Here is a 15,199-nt window from a genome sequence, read left to right as displayed (position 1 = left end):
AGTCCGCTACGGTTCGGCCGCGCCCCAAAGGGGCGCGGGGAACTGCGCGACCAGCCACGATGGCGCCGCGGTCGAACGACGGCACATCACGGCACACCCAGCGGAGCGCTTACGTGGTGACGCGGTAGGCGCTGACCCACGGGCCGATGTCGCCGTAGCCGGTGTCGTCGATGGTGATCGACCACCCGGTGCAGTCGGCGTGCTCCCACAGCTCCACCCTGGCGCTGCTCTCGGTGCGGGCGGATCGGATGTTGTCGTTCCAGTTGTCGCCGACGTAGGTGCACGCCCCCGTTTCTCCGGAGAACCAGCCGTCCAGACCCTCGAAGCTGTCCTCGGCGAAGGCGTGCCAGCTGGCGGCCGCCAGACGGGCATCGCCGGTGGACGAGTCGGACGACGCGTCGGCGGATGCGGTGCCGGCGCCGGCCGACAGCAGCCCGACCGCGGCGAGCGCGGCGGCAGCGGCGGTCACCCGCTTGAACCCGATTGACTTCTTCATGGTGTGTCCTTCCCTGAGACGTTCACCCACCCCCGTAGGCGGACGTCCTCACCCTCGCGCGGCAGGGACAGGGAGAGGTACCTCGGAACTCTCAGGGTCACTTCTTGCCCGGCGGCGTGTACTCCTTGAGGTAGTGGGCGACGCGGGCGGCGTAGTCGCGGTACTTCGGGGGAACACCGCCCGCGTTGTTCACCACCTTGGTCGACGTCCGGTAGGCGGCGGCCAGCAGGACCTGGCGGTCGCCGGACAGGCCGGACGGCTTGAGGCGGGGTTCCATGAAGCAGAGATAGCGGCCCACGGCCGGGATCGACTCGGCGGGGGTGAGGGGAGGTCTGGGGGTCTCCTTCGGCGGGACGCCGTCCGCGTTGATCCACCAGCGCAGGATGCTGGGTGTCCAGCGGGCGATGCCGTACTCGCCCTCCCCGCCCGCGCTCGGATCGGAGAGGTTCGGGTCGAAGTTGCTCTCCGCCTTCAGCACCGCGGCGATCAGCGCCGGGGTGACCTCCGGCTGCACGCAGTCGTGGGCGGAGTCGACGATCAGGCGGCGGTAGGCGACCGGGACGCCTTTGTCCGTACGGAGTTCCGCGGCGCCGTAGGTGGCGGCCGTGACCTTCTGGGGCTCGTCGTCCGGGGTATCGCCCCCGTCCGCCCAGCTGCTGATGCCGTAACCGAGCGCCGCCACGCCGACGGTGGCGATCGCGGCGGCCAGGGCGGTCGTACGGCGGGAGCGGCGGCCGGGGTGGAGGGCGCGGGGCAGGCGGGGGGAGCGGGTGGTGCCCGCGGCGGTCTCGACGCGGCGCAGCAACGCGTCCGTGCCGATCCGGTCGGCGTGTGTCCGGGTCAGGCATTCCCGCACGATCTCCCGCCAGGAATCCGGGAGTTGGGGCGACAGACGCAGTTCGTCGGTGCCGCGGGCGTAGGCGGCGGCCGCGTCGCGGCGGGCCGTCGGGGTGCCGCCGGGCAGCGGGAAGGAGCCGGTCAGGACCAGATGTGCCAGCACACCGAAGGCCCAGACGTCGGCCGACGGGCGGATACGGCGGCCCCGTTCGCCGATCTCCGACCAGAGCAGCTCGGGTGGGGTGTAGTCGGGGGTGGAGAAGGCGGGCGTGTACGCGTGCGTGCCCTCCAGCTCCGCCGCCATGTTGAAGTCGGCGAGGCGGGCCGAACCGTCCCGCATCAGCAGGACGTTGGCCGGCTTCAGATCTCCGTGCACCCATCCGGCGTGGTGCAACTGCGCCAGGCCCTCGCAGATCTGCGCCAGCAGGGCGGGCCCGGCGGCCGGGCGGGGGTCCGCCGCGAGCAGGGCCGACAGCGACCCCTCCGCCTTCTCCAGTACGAGGACGGTGGCGCCGTCGAGCGCGGGTACGGCCGGATCGTCGACGGTGAAGGTGTCGTACATCCGGATCAGCCGCGGCTGCTTCAGCCTGCGGTGCAACTCGACCTCGCGCTCGATCAGTTCGCGCAGATGGGCGAGTTGGCGCGGGGTGCCGGTGCCGGTGGGCAGGAACTTCAGGGCGGCCGTGCGGGGCAGATCGGCACCGGTGTCGGGGCCGGCCCGCCGCGCCTCGTAGACACTCCCGAACGCCCCCGTCGCGATCGGCGCCCGCACCTCCCACGGGCCCGCCCGGTAGCCCTTCGGCACCGGCACGGCGTACGGCTCGGTCACGGAGCCACCCGGCCGGGGGACGGGGCGGACAGGACCACGAGGTCGTCCTCGCGGACGAGGTCGAAGCGGAGGGCGAGGGAGACCAGGGACTCCTTCTTGCCGTTGAGGCGCGGGCCCGTGTCCGCCGTGTCCGGGCCGGGCTTCAGGCGCAGCTTCACGGCCAGGTAGTCGATGTTCCACTGCACCGAAGTGCGGGACGCAGCGGGCCAGTTGGGGCGCAGTCGTTCGACGACCTGGTCCATCGTGGGCAGCGGGGCGTGCGGTTCGCCGCGCAGGCGGGGTTCGCACAGGGCCGCGAGGACCGCGAAGTAGCGCTTGGTGCGGTCGACGGAGAACGCCGGGGCGGTGGTCGCGCCGTCCAGGCCTCCCGCGGTGCTGAGGTAGTCGTGGCGCGGCGCCCACACCTCGACCGGCAGCAGATCGCCGGCCGCGGGCAGCACGATCCGCGAGAACTCGAAGGGGACGGGCGCGTCCAGTCGCCCGGGTCCCACCTTGATGTGCTCGCCGGCGCCCTCCGGGTTCTCCACGACGTACGTCTGACGCGAACTGAGGTTGCTCAGCACCCAGAAGGCGCCCTGCGCGGCGATGGCGCCCGCTCTGCGCGAAACGCCGTCGTGGGCGATCTCCAGGTCGTTGTCGGCGCCGCGCCCGAAGGTGAGCCGTTCACCCGGGGCGAGTCGGAGCTGAGGGCGGTCGGGCTGGTCCGCCGCGCTCGGCGGCGGTACCACGATGATGCTGTACAAGGTGCGTCTCCCCGTGCCTGGCGGCTACGGGTTCAGAGTAGGGCGACGCGGCAGGGCCGTGCCTTCCCCTGGACGGGTGAGGCACGGCCCTGCCACATGATTGGCGCGAAAGCGTCAGTTCTGAAGGCGTCAGTCCAAGGCGTCAGTTCTGGACGACCATCGTGCCGGCCGCCTTGTCGTGCCAGCCCTGCTGGCGGCCCGACTTGTCCCAGAACGGGGACAGGTAGACCACGAGCTGGCCGATACCGCAGGCGAAGCTGCCGACGAGCGGGATGATCCAGCGGATGAAGGAGGAGCCAAGGCCGGGCTTCTGGCCGGTGTCGGCCTTCAGCACGCGGATGCCGACGGCGAGCTTGCCCAGGGTGGCGCCCATCAGGCCGACCATCAGCCACTCGTAGAGCAGGCTCGCGATGGCCAGCACGCCGAACACCGCGCCCAGCGACGCCACGATGTCCGAGGAGGCGTCGTTGATGCAGCTGTTGTAGTCGACCGCGTTCGGGTCGCAGTCCTGGGCGGCGCCGACGGAACCGGCGATACCCGCGAACGTGAGGATGCCGTAGAGCACGCCGATGATCAGGGCGTCGAGCAGGCGCGCACCGAACCGGCGGCCCATCGACGCGACCTGCGGATAACCCGGACCGCCGGGAGCACCCGGCATACCGGCGCCGCCCGGGTACTGGGGGTAGCCGTAGCCGCCCTGCGGAGGGACACCGCCGTGCGGTGCCTGCGGGTAGCCCTGCGGCGCCTGCGGTGCCTGGGGATAGCCGTAGCCGGGCTGACCCTGCTGGGGATAACCGTACCCGGGCTGCTGCTGCGGCTGTTGCGGCTGCTGAGGCTGCTGCGGGTTCTGTGGCTGACCGTAGGGATTGTTGGGCGAGCCGAAACTCATCTGGGTTCCTCCGTTGCGCAGGGTGGGGACGGTGCGGAGGCGCGGAGGAACATCAGATCTGAGCGGCTTGCCCCCCAACACGGACCGCGATATGGCGCCGCTCATCGTTCTTTATGGATGACTTATTTGTCCAGCCGTGTTCGCTGTGTGTTGTGCAAGTGCAACATCCACGAGCGGCCGGACCGGCGGCGGACGGGACCCGGATTGGAACCAGGGCCCGGTCATCCGGGAGGATGGAGCCATGACCGCCCAGATTCTCGATGGCAAGGCCACCGCAGCCGCGATCAAGTCCGACCTGACCGCCCGCGTGGCGGCGCTGAAGGAGGAGGGCGTCACGCCCGGCCTCGGCACGATCCTGGTCGGGGAGGACCCCGGCAGCCAGAAGTACGTCGCCGGCAAGCACCGCGACTGTGCCCAGGTCGGCATCGCCTCCATCCAGCGCGAGCTGCCCGCGACGGCGACGCAGGAGGAGATCGAGGCGGTGGTGCGGGAGCTGAACGAGGACCCCGCCTGCACCGGTTACATCGTCCAGCTGCCCCTGCCCAGGGGCATCGACGAGAACCGCATCCTGGAACTGATGGACCCGGACAAGGACGCGGACGGGCTCCACCCGATGAACCTCGGCCGGCTGGTGCTCAACGAGCCCGCGCCGCTGCCCTGCACCCCCAACGGCGTGCTCACCCTGCTGCGCCGCTACGGCGTGGAGATCAAGGGCGCCGAGGTCGTGGTCGTCGGCCGCGGTGTCACCATCGGCCGCCCGATGCCGCTGCTGCTGACCCGGCGCAGCGAGAACGCGACCGTGACCCAGTGCCACACGGGCACGCGGGACCTGTCGGCGCATCTGCGGAACGCCGACATCATCGTCGCCGCCGCCGGTTCCGCCCATCTGATCCGCCCCGAGGACGTCAAGCCTGGCGCCGCCGTTCTCGACGTCGGTGTCTCGCGCAGCGCCGAGGGCAAGATCGTCGGCGATGTCCACCCGGACGTCGCGAAGGTCGCCGGCTGGATCTCCCCCAACCCCGGCGGTGTCGGCCCGATGACCCGGGCGCAGTTGCTGGTCAACGTGGTCGAGGCGGCGGAGCGCAGTGTCGGCTGACGGCGACGAGGTGGAGAACGCGACGTCTGCCGGCGCCGGCGAGACGGTCGACGATCTCGAGGTGCGGGACGCGGTCAGCGCGCCCGATGCCGAGGGCAGGCCGCGGCGGGTCACTCGCCGGTTTCCGCTGTTCACGAGGGATACGGCACGTCCGGAAGGCGGGGGTCGCGCCGCGCCCGGGGACGCGCCGGCGCCGGCCCGGCAGTGGCCGATGCTGGCGGTGCTGTCGTTGGTGGGGGTGGGGCTGCTGGTGACGGCGCTCGATGCGTTTCGTATCGGCACGATGCTGATTGGCGTTGCTCTGTTGGGTGGGGCCGTGCTGCGGTTCGTGCTGCCGGGGGTGGGGATGCTGGCGGTTCGGTCGCGGTTCACGGATATCGCCACGTATGGGGGGTTGGGGCTGGCGATTGTGCTGCTGGCGTTGATGGTGCAGCCGAATCCTTGGCTGGAGATTCCGTTCTTGAAGGACACGCTGCATTTCACTGTGGATACGTAGGTTGTCGGTTCGCTGCGGGTGTGTGGGGGCTGGTCGCGCCCACGCGGCGGAGCCGCATATCGATACAGCCCCGCGCCCCTTCGGGGTGCTGCAGGAGGTGAGCGATGGGCGGGTGGCAGCCGTTGCCTGATGATCTGCCGCCGGAGGTACGGCACTTCGTGGAGCAGTTGCGGCAGGTGAAGGACCGGACCGGCCTCAGCCTGGTCGCGCTCGGTGCGCGTACCGCGTACAGCAAGTCCTCCTGGCACCGCTACCTCAACGCCACGCAGCCGCCGCCCCGGCAGGCCGTGGTCGCCCTGTGCCGGGTCGCGGGCGTGGACGCGGAGCGCCTGGGCGTGCGCTGGGAGATGGCGGTGGAGGCCTGGCCGCGACCGACGGGAACGCAGAAGGGCGACGGGGGCGAGGAGTACGAGGACGACCCCACGCGTCCGTGGTGGGACACACCGGACGAGGTGCCGGCCGCGGATCCGTCCCGTCGGCTGCTGGTGGTGGCCGCCGTGCTCGTACTGGTTCTGTTGGTGCTGACGGTGATCGGCGTCGTCGTCTTCGGATAGGGCCAGGTGTGCCGCCCGCGTGCCGGGTGAGGTCGGGCAGAGAGCTTCACCGGTGGGAGACTGGACCACGGTCCGGTGGGCGTGCGACGGTGCATGCCCTCGGCCCCGACGCACCCGTGCGCCCCCCACCCCGGGAACTGAGATCCTGACTGGGCGCATCCCTGTGGGTAGCCAGAACGGGGACTCGGCAGAGGGCACCTAGCGCGGGGGCACGAAACAGCACGAACCGGGGGGAAGAGGGGGGTAGCAATGCCTCGTTGGAGGGCCTTGCCGGATGAACTCGATCCGCAGGTCAGGGAGTTCGCGAGCCAGTTGCGGAGGCTGGTGGACCGCAGCGGCCTGAGCGTCGCCGCGGTGGCCGACCGCACGGGCTACAGCAAGACGTCCTGGGAGCGTTATCTCAACGGCCGGCTGCTCGCGCCCAAGGGTGCGATCGTGGCGCTGGCCGAGGTGACCGGGACCAATCCCATCCATCTGACGACCATGTGGGAGCTGGCCGAGCGTGCGTGGAGCCGTTCGGAGATGCGTCACGACATGACCATGGAGGCGATCCGGATCTCCCAGGCGCGTGCCGCGCTCGGCGAGTTCGGGGCGCCGCCCGCCAACGCGAAGAGCGGCAAGACGGCCCGTAAGAGCGGCAGCGCGACGGCGATGCCGGGGATCGCGGGCCCGGCGGGGGTGGCACCGACGGTGCCGCCGCAGCCGACGGGGTCGGAAGTGCGGGACGCGGAGCCCGGTATACCCGGGACGTCCGGTCGCGCGGGTGGGGGTAACTCGTGGGGGATGGCCGGGTATGCGGGGCCTTCGCAGGTTGGGGGCGCGCGAGCGGGGGGCGTGGGCGGGGGTGCGGGCGTGCCTGCGGGTGCTGCCGTGCCGGGAGCCGGTGTGCCGGGTGCTGCCGTGCCGGGGGCGTTCGGTGAGCCGCCGCAGGGGACTCGTCCGGGGGACGGTTCGCCGTCCGGCGGGGCGTCGGGGAAGCGCAAGGTGACGATGTTCCTCGCGGCGGTCGTCGGGGTGCTCGTCGTGGCCGCCGGCGCGTTCTTCTTCATGGAGCGCGGCGCCGACAAGCCCAAGGACACCGCCAAATCGCCCTCGCCGTCCGCCAGCTCCGGTCCCGTGCTGCCCGCCGGGGTCAAGTGCAGTGGCGCCGACTGCACGGGCAAGGACGCGGAGGCCATGGGGTGCAGTGGGGACCTGGTGACCACCGCGAAGACGGCGACTGTCGGTACGACCGTCGTCGAGGTGCGGTACAGCGAGACCTGCGGCGCGGCGTGGGGACGTATCACCGCGGCCGCGCAGGGCGATGAGGTGCAGGTGACGGTGGGGCAGGCCGAGCAGACGGGGTCCATCACCGCCGCCGGGGACGCGATCGCGTACACGCCGATGGTGGCCGTCAAGGATGCGGGCGAGGCGGAGGCGTGCGTGACGTTGGCCTCCGGCGAGCAGGGGTGTACGGAGTAGTTGGCGTACTTGGGGGTGCCGTGTGCTGGTGCGGGCGGGTGGGCGGATGGTTTCGCTCGCCCGCGCCGGCGGGGTGCCGCTGCGCCCACCCTCCCCCACTCTCGGCTTCGCTCGAGCGGGGGGACCCCCATCGCCCCAGCGGCACGACTGCCCGCAGCTACGTCGTGGGCCAAAAGAATTCCCGTGCGGCAGGAATGGCCGCCCGCATCGAGGGCAGGCGGAACATACCCCCACGGGAGTCCGGCTGTGTCGGTACCCCCACCTGGCGGCCGCTGTTGTCCCCCCTCTCCCGGGCATGGCGGCCGCCTTCTTTTGGGGGCTGTGGGGTGGGCCACAGGGGGCCGGACGTCCGGGATTGCGGATGCGCGATAGCCTGACCGGTGATCTCTCTTGACGCCAAGAGATCGATCATTCGGACCCCCGGGGCAGGGACGCCCCACCGCCAGCTGTCATACGGAGAACGCCATGACCCGCACTCCCGTGAACGTCACCGTCACCGGCGCGGCCGGCCAGATCGGTTACGCCCTGCTCTTCCGCATCGCCTCCGGCCAGCTGCTCGGCGCGGACGTGCCGGTCAAGCTGCGGCTTCTCGAGATCACCCCGGCGCTGAAGGCCGCCGAGGGCACCGCAATGGAGCTGGACGACTGCGCGTTCCCCCTCCTCCAGGGCATCGAGATCACCGACGACCCGAACGTCGCCTTCGACGGCGCCAACGTCGCCCTGCTCGTGGGCGCCCGCCCCCGCACCAAGGGCATGGAGCGCGGCGACCTCCTGGAGGCCAACGGCGGCATCTTCAAGCCGCAGGGCCAGGCCATCAACGCCCACGCCGCGGACGACATCAAGGTCCTGGTCGTCGGCAACCCGGCCAACACCAACGCGCTCATCGCGCAGGCCGCCGCCCCCGACGTACCGGCCGAGCGCTTCACCGCGATGACCCGCCTGGACCACAACCGCGCGCTGAGCCAGCTCGCGAAGAAGACGGGCGCCTCGGTCGCCGACATCAAGCGCCTGACCATCTGGGGCAACCACTCCGCCACTCAGTACCCGGACATCTTCCACGCCACGATCGCCGGCAAGAACGCCGCCGAGACCGTGAACGACGAGAAGTGGCTGGCCGAGGACTTCATCCCGACCGTCGCCAAGCGCGGCGCCGCCATCATCGAGGCCCGCGGCGCGTCCTCCGCGGCCTCCGCCGCCAACGCCGCCATCGACCACGTGTACAGCTGGGTCAACGGCACCGCCGACGGCGACTGGGTCTCCATGGGCATTCCGTCCGACGGTTCGTACGGCGTCCCGGAGGGCCTCATCTCCTCCTTCCCGGTCACCACCAAGGACGGCACGTACGAGATCGTCCAGGGCCTGGACATCAACGAGTTCTCCCGCGCCCGTATCGACGCCTCCGTCAAGGAGCTCGAGGAGGAGCGCGAGGCGGTCCGCGGCCTCGGCCTCATCTGAGCCGACACGTTCTCCCGATCCCCGGGCCGCGGTGCGCGCGGCCCGGGGATCAGTGCGTTCAGGGTTCGTCAGTCCCGTAGCCGCTTCTCGAACCAGTGGTGGGCGTAGACGTGGTCGACGTACGCCGGGATCTCCCGGTATCCGCACGCCCGGTACATCGCCTGCGCCTCCGTGAGCACCGCGTGCGTGTCCAGTCGTACGACGTCGAAGGCGCGGCGCCGGCCCTCCCGTTCCAGGGCGTCGAGGATCCGGCGGGCGAGCCCGAGGCGCCGGGCGTCGGGATGCACCCACACATGCCGGATCTCGCCGACGCCGTCTTCCAGCCGCCGCAGCGCCCCGCACCCCACCGGCCTGTCCTCCTCGTACGCAACGAAGAACGCCCCGGCGTCCCCGGACACCTCCTCGGGCCGTACGAGGTCGGACGTGTCGAACCCTTCCGGGAAGCGGTCGTCGATGTCGGCGGCGTAGGCGTCGAGGCAGGCCCGGGCGTCCTCGGAGGCGCCGTCGACGAGGTCGACGGTGATGGCGGCGAGGCGCAGCAGACGGCGGGTGGTGCTCATCGCCTCCGTGAGGTCGGCGCGCTGCCGGTCGGTGAGGCCGCCGAGGAGGTGGGCGACGAGGGCGTTGGCCCGGCGCTGCTGTTCCTTCAGCTCGACGTGCCCGGCCCGGGTCAGCTCGACCATCCGCAGCCGGTTGTCGTCGGGGTGCACGGCGATACGCACCATGCCCTGCGCCTCCAGGGCCTTCGCCATCCGGCTCAGGTACCCGGCGTCCAGGCCGAGCCGGCTCCTCAGCTCCCGCAGGGACACCCCGGCCGCGCTCTCGGAGATCTCGAACAGCAGCCGGGCCTCGCCGAGCGGACGGTCCTGGCCGAGGTAGTGGTCGTCGAGCGCGCCGATACGGCGCGTGAAGTAGCGGTTGAACCGGCGGAAGGCCGTCACGTGTTCCGTTGAGACCGGCTCAATACTGACTGGCTCCATACTTCTTTGACTTTAGTCAAAGGATGCGGGCTCGTCCACCGTGGGCCGGTGAGTGGGTCGGCCTCCCCGCATTCCGGTTCCCCTGGCCCCACCTGCCCCTCTATGCTGATGGATCGTCAACAACACTGTGAGTAAGGGCGTTTACACGCATCGGGGGAGCAGCGTGAGCACCGCATACGTGCCTCAGCAACCGCAGCCGACACCGGCCGGCGCGCCACCATCGGCACCCGCACCGCCCCACCCGCCGACACCGCCGCACGCCAGCGAGGCGACCCGGCTGCTGTGCGCGGGCACCTATCTGGATTCCGGTTACCGGGACCGGGTCATCGAGCAGCTGCACCTGAACGAACAGCGGATCGCGGCCCCGTCGCTCGGCTTCGACGCGGCCCGCGTGCTCGCACACGCGCTGCGCGCCCGGCGCCAGGAACTGCTGTGGGCCGGACTGATCGTCGGCCTATGGCTGGTGGGGCTGCCGCTGACCGGCGGACTGCTGGCCGGGTTCCTCGTCCCCAGCCTGCTGCTCGCGGTCGCCTCCTGGGTCCGCGGCAAGGAGACGCAGCCGCCGCTGTACCGACGGCTGCCCGCCTTCATGTTCCGCTGGTGGGGCCGCATCCTCTTCACGACGTTCCTGATCATCACCCTGGTCGCGGCGTTCGGCGGCGGGGACGACGAGTCGTACTCCTCCTCCTACTACGGCGACTCGTACTACGCCGGCGACTCCTCCACCTGGACCGACCTGCTGGCCCCGGACTTCTCCGACGCCGGTGGCATCCTCGAGCCCTGGCAGGCCTGGCTCACGCTCGGCGTGTTCGCGCTGATCGCGCTGTGCGTGGCCGGGCAGCGCGGCCAGTTCGCCAAGGTGCTGGCCGCCGAGCTGTCGCCGCAGCGCTTCCCGGACGCGGCCGGCGACCCCGCCGAGCAGGCCGAGGGGCAGCGCTTCCAGCGGCTCAAGGAACGCATCCGCGTCGAACAGCACGCGCCGCTGATCATGTACCACGAGAAGCGGCCGTTCTGCGGGGCCGGACTCGCCTACCAGACCTGGGTGCTCGCCGTCGAACTGCGCCCCGACGCCGCGAAGGACGAGCAGCTCCCGCTCAGCAACCGCACCGTCCTGGAGAAGATCCGCCCGCTGCTCGAACAGCTGCGGCTGCCCTCCGAGTTCGCCGGCCACACGGTCCGCGACCGGCTGCGCTGGCTGGAGATCGACGAGTGTGTGTTCCTGCCGGCCGAGGGGCTCGCGCGGCGCGAGGACGCGCCGTACAACGTGCCCGCCTTCGAGGAGCACCGGGCGCGGGCCGTCGAGGAAGGAGCCGAGAAGCGGCGGCACTTCCTGCGCATCCGGGTCGGCGGCTGGGAGGAGGAGCTGGTCGTCACGGTCTTCGTGCGCATCCACACCCAGGGCCGCATGCTCATGCTGGAGATCGCCCCGCATGTGCTGCTGCCGGTGCGTCAGGACTTCAAGGACGCCGACCGCACGGCGCACACCTTCCGGCACAACAACGCGCTCGGCAAGGCGGCGTGGGCGGTGGCCCGGGTGCCGGGTTCCGCGGCCCGGTCCCTGGCGACGCTGGGCAGGGGCCTGGTGTACGCGTGGAAGCTGCTCACCGGCGGACACTCGGGCGCCCTGCCCGACGGTCCTGCCCTGTCGGTGCGCGAGCTGGGCCAGGTGTCCGAGGGCTCGCTCTTCCAGGAGATGGACGTCTCCCGCTACCTCAAGAGCGTGCAGGACCGTGTCGCCCACGGCGTGCTGACCGCGCTGGCCGAATCCGGTTACCAGACCGGGGAGTTCGTCCAGAAGATCGTGAACATCAGCAATGGGGGCGTGAACATCGAGGGCGGCATCCATGGCAGCACGTTCGCGATGGGTGAGAAGGCCAGCGCCTCGTCCTCTACGACAACCGGCGGCGCCGCGCCGCAGAAGGGAACCGGCAGCGATGGCAACGGATGAGCCGAGCGTCAACATCAGCGGCGGGGTCCACGGCAGCACCTTCGCCATCGGCAACCAGGCGCACGCCGAGAGCCACCACGGTACGGCCGCGACGCGTGACCAGGTCGCCGAGGAACTGCTGAAGGCCGTGCGTGAACTGCGTGCCGACCTCACCCGGGTGCGCGCGAGCGACGAGACGGCCGCGCTGGCCGCCGCGCTCGCCGAGACGGAGGAGGAGATCGTCACGACCGGCCAGGCCGGTCCGACCCGCCTCGAACGCCTGCGGCAGCTGCTGAACGACTCCCAGGCGCTGGTCGGCCTCATCGCCTCCGCCGGGGCCGTGGCCGGTCTGCTGGGGATGGGGTGAGGGGGACGCCATGAGCGGGGGAGCGCGGTACTGGAACGAGGAGACACAGCGCTGGGAGGACGGTGACGGCAGCGGCACGTCGGCGACACCGGTTACGCCACCACCGGCCCGCCCCGGGTTCGCCCCGGAGTGGCCGCCGGGGGTGGGCCCGGGCCCGGCATCCGCGGGGACCCCCTCCGGCTCGCCGCCCGCCCCGCCGGTCTCCACCCCGGACGCTCCTTCCTCCCCGCCGGTCTCCACCCCCGACGCGGCCTCCGCCCCGCCGGTCTCCACCCCAGACGCCCCCTCCTTCCCGCCGCCCGTACCCCCTGCCGGGCCCGCCGGGGCCGCCTCCCAGGATGACGGGGTAGCCGAGGGCGTCGGCGGCCACGGCGGCGTCGTCGGCTGGCCCGGAGCCGGTGAGGGGAGTGCCTGGCACGGGCCGGGTGCCGCCGGTGGCCCGGCGGGGGCGTGGTCCGTGCCCGAGCATGTGGGCGCAGGCACAGGCACAGGCACGGGCGCGGGCGCGGGCCCGGGCGTGGCGTCGCCGGATGAGTGGCCGGGTGCGGTGACCGGTACGTCCTGGCCTGCCGTCGACCCTCAGTCCGCCCCGCCCGCTCCCGCCGGCGGGATGAGCCGTCGGCTCGTGTGGTCCGTGGTGGTCGGGGCCGCCGTCGTCGGGGTCGCCGTAAGCCTTGTGCTGACGTTGGTCGTCGGGGGAGGGGACGACGGCGACGAGCCGTCGGCCGCCACGAGCCCGTCCGCGGAGGCGGAAGCCGGTGGGTCGCAGCCGAGTGATCCGAGTGATCCGAGCGATCCGTACGCGTCGTCGCCGGACCCGTCGTTCACCGACGAGACGGCGTCGCCCTCCGCCTCGGTCCCCGTACTCCCCGTCGGGTACGAGCTGTACGAGGACCAGGAGGGCTTCCGGATCGCGAGGCCGGCCGGGTGGACGCGAAGCTCGGTGGACTCGCAGTACGGCATGGCCGTCGTCAACTACCGCAGCCCGGACAGCGAACGCCGGCTGCAGGTGTACCAGGTGGCGGAGGGGTCACCGGAGGAGTCCTTCCAGCTGTTCCTGTCCGACGAGACCCCGAAGGCGCCCGGATTCAAGCAACTGGACCTCAAGACCCTCGACGACGGCGAGTTCACGGGCACCCGGCTCGAGTACCTGGCCGACTCCCTCAAGGGCGAGCCCGATGTCGGCCCCTGGCATGTCTACGACGAGCGTTTCGTCGCCGAGGACGGCAACATCTACGCGATCGCCGCGTACGGCCTCGACTCGGACGGCCCCGAGGACGAGCTCCAGCTCCTGACCACCGCGGTGGAGGCGTTCTGCCCGCCCTACGCCTGCGAACCGGCGTCCATCGACTGAGGCGACCAACGGCCAAGGCGCCTGTTCAGTGATACGCCCCACTTTCGGCCATGCATTGCGCATGCATCAGCGCGGCCGGGGGCATGCGCTCACGGTCCCCGAGGGTGACACGCATGTGACTCAGGGGCACTGAACAGGAACGGAAGGCAATACCGATCATGGCAAGGCAGCAGGCGCAACGGACGATCCATGTCGACGGCCAGTGGCTGGAAGCGGTCTCCGGCGCCACCCGCGAGATCCTCGACCCGGCAGACGCCCTGCCCTTCGCCGTGGTCGCGGAGGGCGACGAGAAGGACACCGACCTGGCGGTCGCCGCGGCCCGCCGCGCCTTCGACGAGGGGGACTGGCCGCACACCCCCGTCGCCGAGCGCGCCGCGCTGCTGCGCCGCGTCGCCGACCTCCTCGTGCGCGACCGTGAACCGCTCGGGCTGCTGGAGAGCCGTGACGCGGGCAAGACCGTCGAAGAGGGCCGGATCGACATCGACTGCGTAGCCGACGCCTTCCGCTACTTCGCCGATCTGGTGGCGGCGGAGGGCGCGGGCCGGGTGGTCGACGCGGGCTCACCCGACATCCACAGCGTCGTGGTGCACGAGCCGGTCGGCGTCTGCGCGCTGATCACGCCCTGGAACTACCCCCTGTTGCAGGCCAGCTGGAAGATCGCCCCGGCACTCGCGGCCGGCAACACCTTCGTGATCAAGCCGAGCGAGATCACGCCGCTGACGACGATCGCCGTGATCGACCTGCTCGCGGAGGCCGGTCTGCCCGCCGGAGTGGCCAACATCGTCACCGGACCCGGCCACACGGTCGGCGCTCGCCTCGCCGAGCACCCCGACGTCGACCTCGTCTCCTTCACCGGCGGCCTGATCAGCGGCACGAAGGTCGCACAGGCCGCCGCCGTGACCGTCAAGAAGGTCGCCCTCGAACTCGGCGGCAAGAACCCCAACGTCGTCTTCGCCGACGCCTGCGCCACCGACGAGGACTTCGACACGGCCGTCGACCAGGCCCTCAACGCCGCCTTCATCCACAGCGGCCAGGTGTGCTCCGCGGGCGCCCGGCTCATCGTGGAGGAGTCGGTCCGCGAGCGCTTCGTCGCCGAACTCGCCCGCCGAGCCTCGAAGATCCGCCTCGGCCGCGGCACCGAGGACGGCGTGGAGTGCGGCCCGCTGGTCTCCGAGCAGCAGCGCGCGAAGACCGAGTCGTACGTCGCCTCCGCGCTGGAAGAGGGCGCGGTGCTGCGCTCCGGCGGCAAGCGCCCCGAGCCAAGCGCGGAACGCCCGGCGACCGGCTACTTCTACGAGCCGACGGTGCTCGACCAGTGCCACCGCGAGATGAAGGTCGTACGCGAAGAGGTCTTCGGTCCGGTCCTCACCGTCGAGACGTTCCGCACGGAGGACGAGGCGATCGCTCTCGCCAACGACACGGAGTACGGGCTGGCGGGCGCCGTCTGGACGACCGATGCGGGACGCGCGCGCCGGGTTGCCGCGCGGCTGCGGCACGGCACGGTCTGGATCAACGACTTCCATCCCTATCTGCCGCAGGCGGAGTGGGGTGGCTTCGGTAAGAGCGGGGTGGGGCGCGAGCTTGGTCCGGCGGGGCTGGCGGAGTATCGCGAGAGCAAGCATGTGTACCAGAACCTGGCGCCGAAGCCGGTTCGTTGGTTCGCCGGGTAGCTGTTCCGCTGGTAGGTCGTCTGCCGCTCCGTTGTGGCTGGTCGC

Annotated in this window: 14 protein-coding genes; 9 read left to right on the top strand and 5 right to left on the bottom strand. The window is 71.4% G+C overall.

Features of this window, described 5'->3' with window-relative positions; all coding sequences use genetic code 11:
• Positions 1–109 precede the first annotated feature (109 nt).
• From KCH48_RS30590 to KCH48_RS30575, 4 genes are all read right to left on the bottom strand, one after another.
• Positions 110–496 carry a peptidase inhibitor family I36 protein gene (locus KCH48_RS30590; RefSeq protein ID WP_210578228.1) on the bottom strand — a complete coding sequence of 129 codons (387 nt, stop codon included), beginning with the start codon at positions 494–496 and terminating at the stop codon, positions 110–112.
• A 97-nt stretch (positions 497–593) separates the two neighbouring features.
• Positions 594–2,162, bottom strand: coding sequence for a protein kinase (locus KCH48_RS30585; RefSeq protein WP_210578226.1), 1,569 nt, complete (start codon positions 2,160–2,162; stop codon positions 594–596).
• Positions 2,159–2,905, bottom strand: coding sequence for an FHA domain-containing protein (locus tag KCH48_RS30580; RefSeq protein WP_210578225.1), 747 nt, complete (start codon positions 2,903–2,905; stop codon positions 2,159–2,161). The genes KCH48_RS30585 and KCH48_RS30580 overlap by 4 nt, the downstream gene beginning before the upstream one ends.
• Before the next feature lie 142 nt (positions 2,906–3,047).
• Complete coding sequence (locus KCH48_RS30575; protein WP_210578223.1) at positions 3,048–3,794, bottom strand: RDD family protein; 747 nt, start codon at positions 3,792–3,794, stop codon at positions 3,048–3,050.
• 241 nt (positions 3,795–4,035) lie between these two features.
• Between KCH48_RS30575 and KCH48_RS30570 the strand changes: the two genes are divergently transcribed.
• The 5 genes from KCH48_RS30570 (at position 4,036) to KCH48_RS30550 (ending at position 8,856) form a co-directional block, all read left to right on the top strand.
• Positions 4,036–4,890, top strand: coding sequence for a bifunctional methylenetetrahydrofolate dehydrogenase/methenyltetrahydrofolate cyclohydrolase (locus tag KCH48_RS30570; RefSeq protein ID WP_210578221.1), 855 nt, complete (start codon positions 4,036–4,038; stop codon positions 4,888–4,890).
• A gap of 10 nt (positions 4,891–4,900) precedes the next feature.
• Entirely contained in the window at positions 4,901–5,386 is a 486-nt protein-coding gene (locus KCH48_RS30565; protein ID WP_307840991.1) for a DUF3017 domain-containing protein, read from the top strand.
• A 104-nt stretch (positions 5,387–5,490) separates the two neighbouring features.
• The gene (locus tag KCH48_RS30560; protein WP_210578211.1) at positions 5,491–5,940 is read left to right on the top strand and encodes a helix-turn-helix transcriptional regulator; all 450 of its coding nucleotides are present in this window, start codon (positions 5,491–5,493) and stop codon (positions 5,938–5,940) included.
• Between the two features lie 267 nt (positions 5,941–6,207).
• Positions 6,208–7,401 carry an XRE family transcriptional regulator gene (locus KCH48_RS30555; protein ID WP_246886113.1) on the top strand — a complete coding sequence of 398 codons (1,194 nt, stop codon included), beginning with the start codon at positions 6,208–6,210 and terminating at the stop codon, positions 7,399–7,401.
• Positions 7,402–7,866: 465 nt separating this feature from the next.
• Positions 7,867–8,856 carry a malate dehydrogenase gene (locus tag KCH48_RS30550; protein ID WP_210578207.1) on the top strand — a complete coding sequence of 330 codons (990 nt, stop codon included), beginning with the start codon at positions 7,867–7,869 and terminating at the stop codon, positions 8,854–8,856.
• Positions 8,857–8,924: 68 nt separating this feature from the next.
• Here the strand turns inward: KCH48_RS30550 and KCH48_RS30545 are convergent, their stop codons facing one another.
• Entirely contained in the window at positions 8,925–9,836 is a 912-nt protein-coding gene (locus KCH48_RS30545; protein ID WP_210578205.1) for a helix-turn-helix domain-containing GNAT family N-acetyltransferase, read from the bottom strand.
• Positions 9,837–9,999: 163 nt separating this feature from the next.
• Between KCH48_RS30545 and KCH48_RS30540 the strand changes: the two genes are divergently transcribed.
• From KCH48_RS30540 to KCH48_RS30525, 4 genes are all read left to right on the top strand, one after another.
• A complete protein-coding gene (locus KCH48_RS30540; RefSeq protein WP_307840989.1) occupies positions 10,000–11,784 on the top strand; it encodes a hypothetical protein in 1,785 nt (594 codons plus the stop codon).
• Positions 11,771–12,130, top strand: coding sequence for a hypothetical protein (locus KCH48_RS30535; protein ID WP_210578204.1), 360 nt, complete (start codon positions 11,771–11,773; stop codon positions 12,128–12,130). The genes KCH48_RS30540 and KCH48_RS30535 overlap by 14 nt, the downstream gene beginning before the upstream one ends.
• Before the next feature lie 10 nt (positions 12,131–12,140).
• The gene (locus tag KCH48_RS42475; RefSeq protein WP_246886112.1) at positions 12,141–13,484 is read left to right on the top strand and encodes a hypothetical protein; all 1,344 of its coding nucleotides are present in this window, start codon (positions 12,141–12,143) and stop codon (positions 13,482–13,484) included.
• A gap of 158 nt (positions 13,485–13,642) precedes the next feature.
• Entirely contained in the window at positions 13,643–15,154 is a 1,512-nt protein-coding gene (locus KCH48_RS30525) for an aldehyde dehydrogenase family protein (protein ID WP_210578202.1), read from the top strand.
• The last annotated feature ends 45 nt before the right edge of the window (positions 15,155–15,199 follow it).

Origin of the sequence: Streptomyces sp. GESEQ-4 (assembly GCF_017948455.1) — a bacterium.
Lineage (GTDB): Bacteria > Actinomycetota > Actinomycetes > Streptomycetales > Streptomycetaceae > Streptomyces.
The sequence above is the reverse complement of the archived record's forward strand: the minus strand, read 5'-3'. Positions and strand labels throughout refer to the sequence as shown.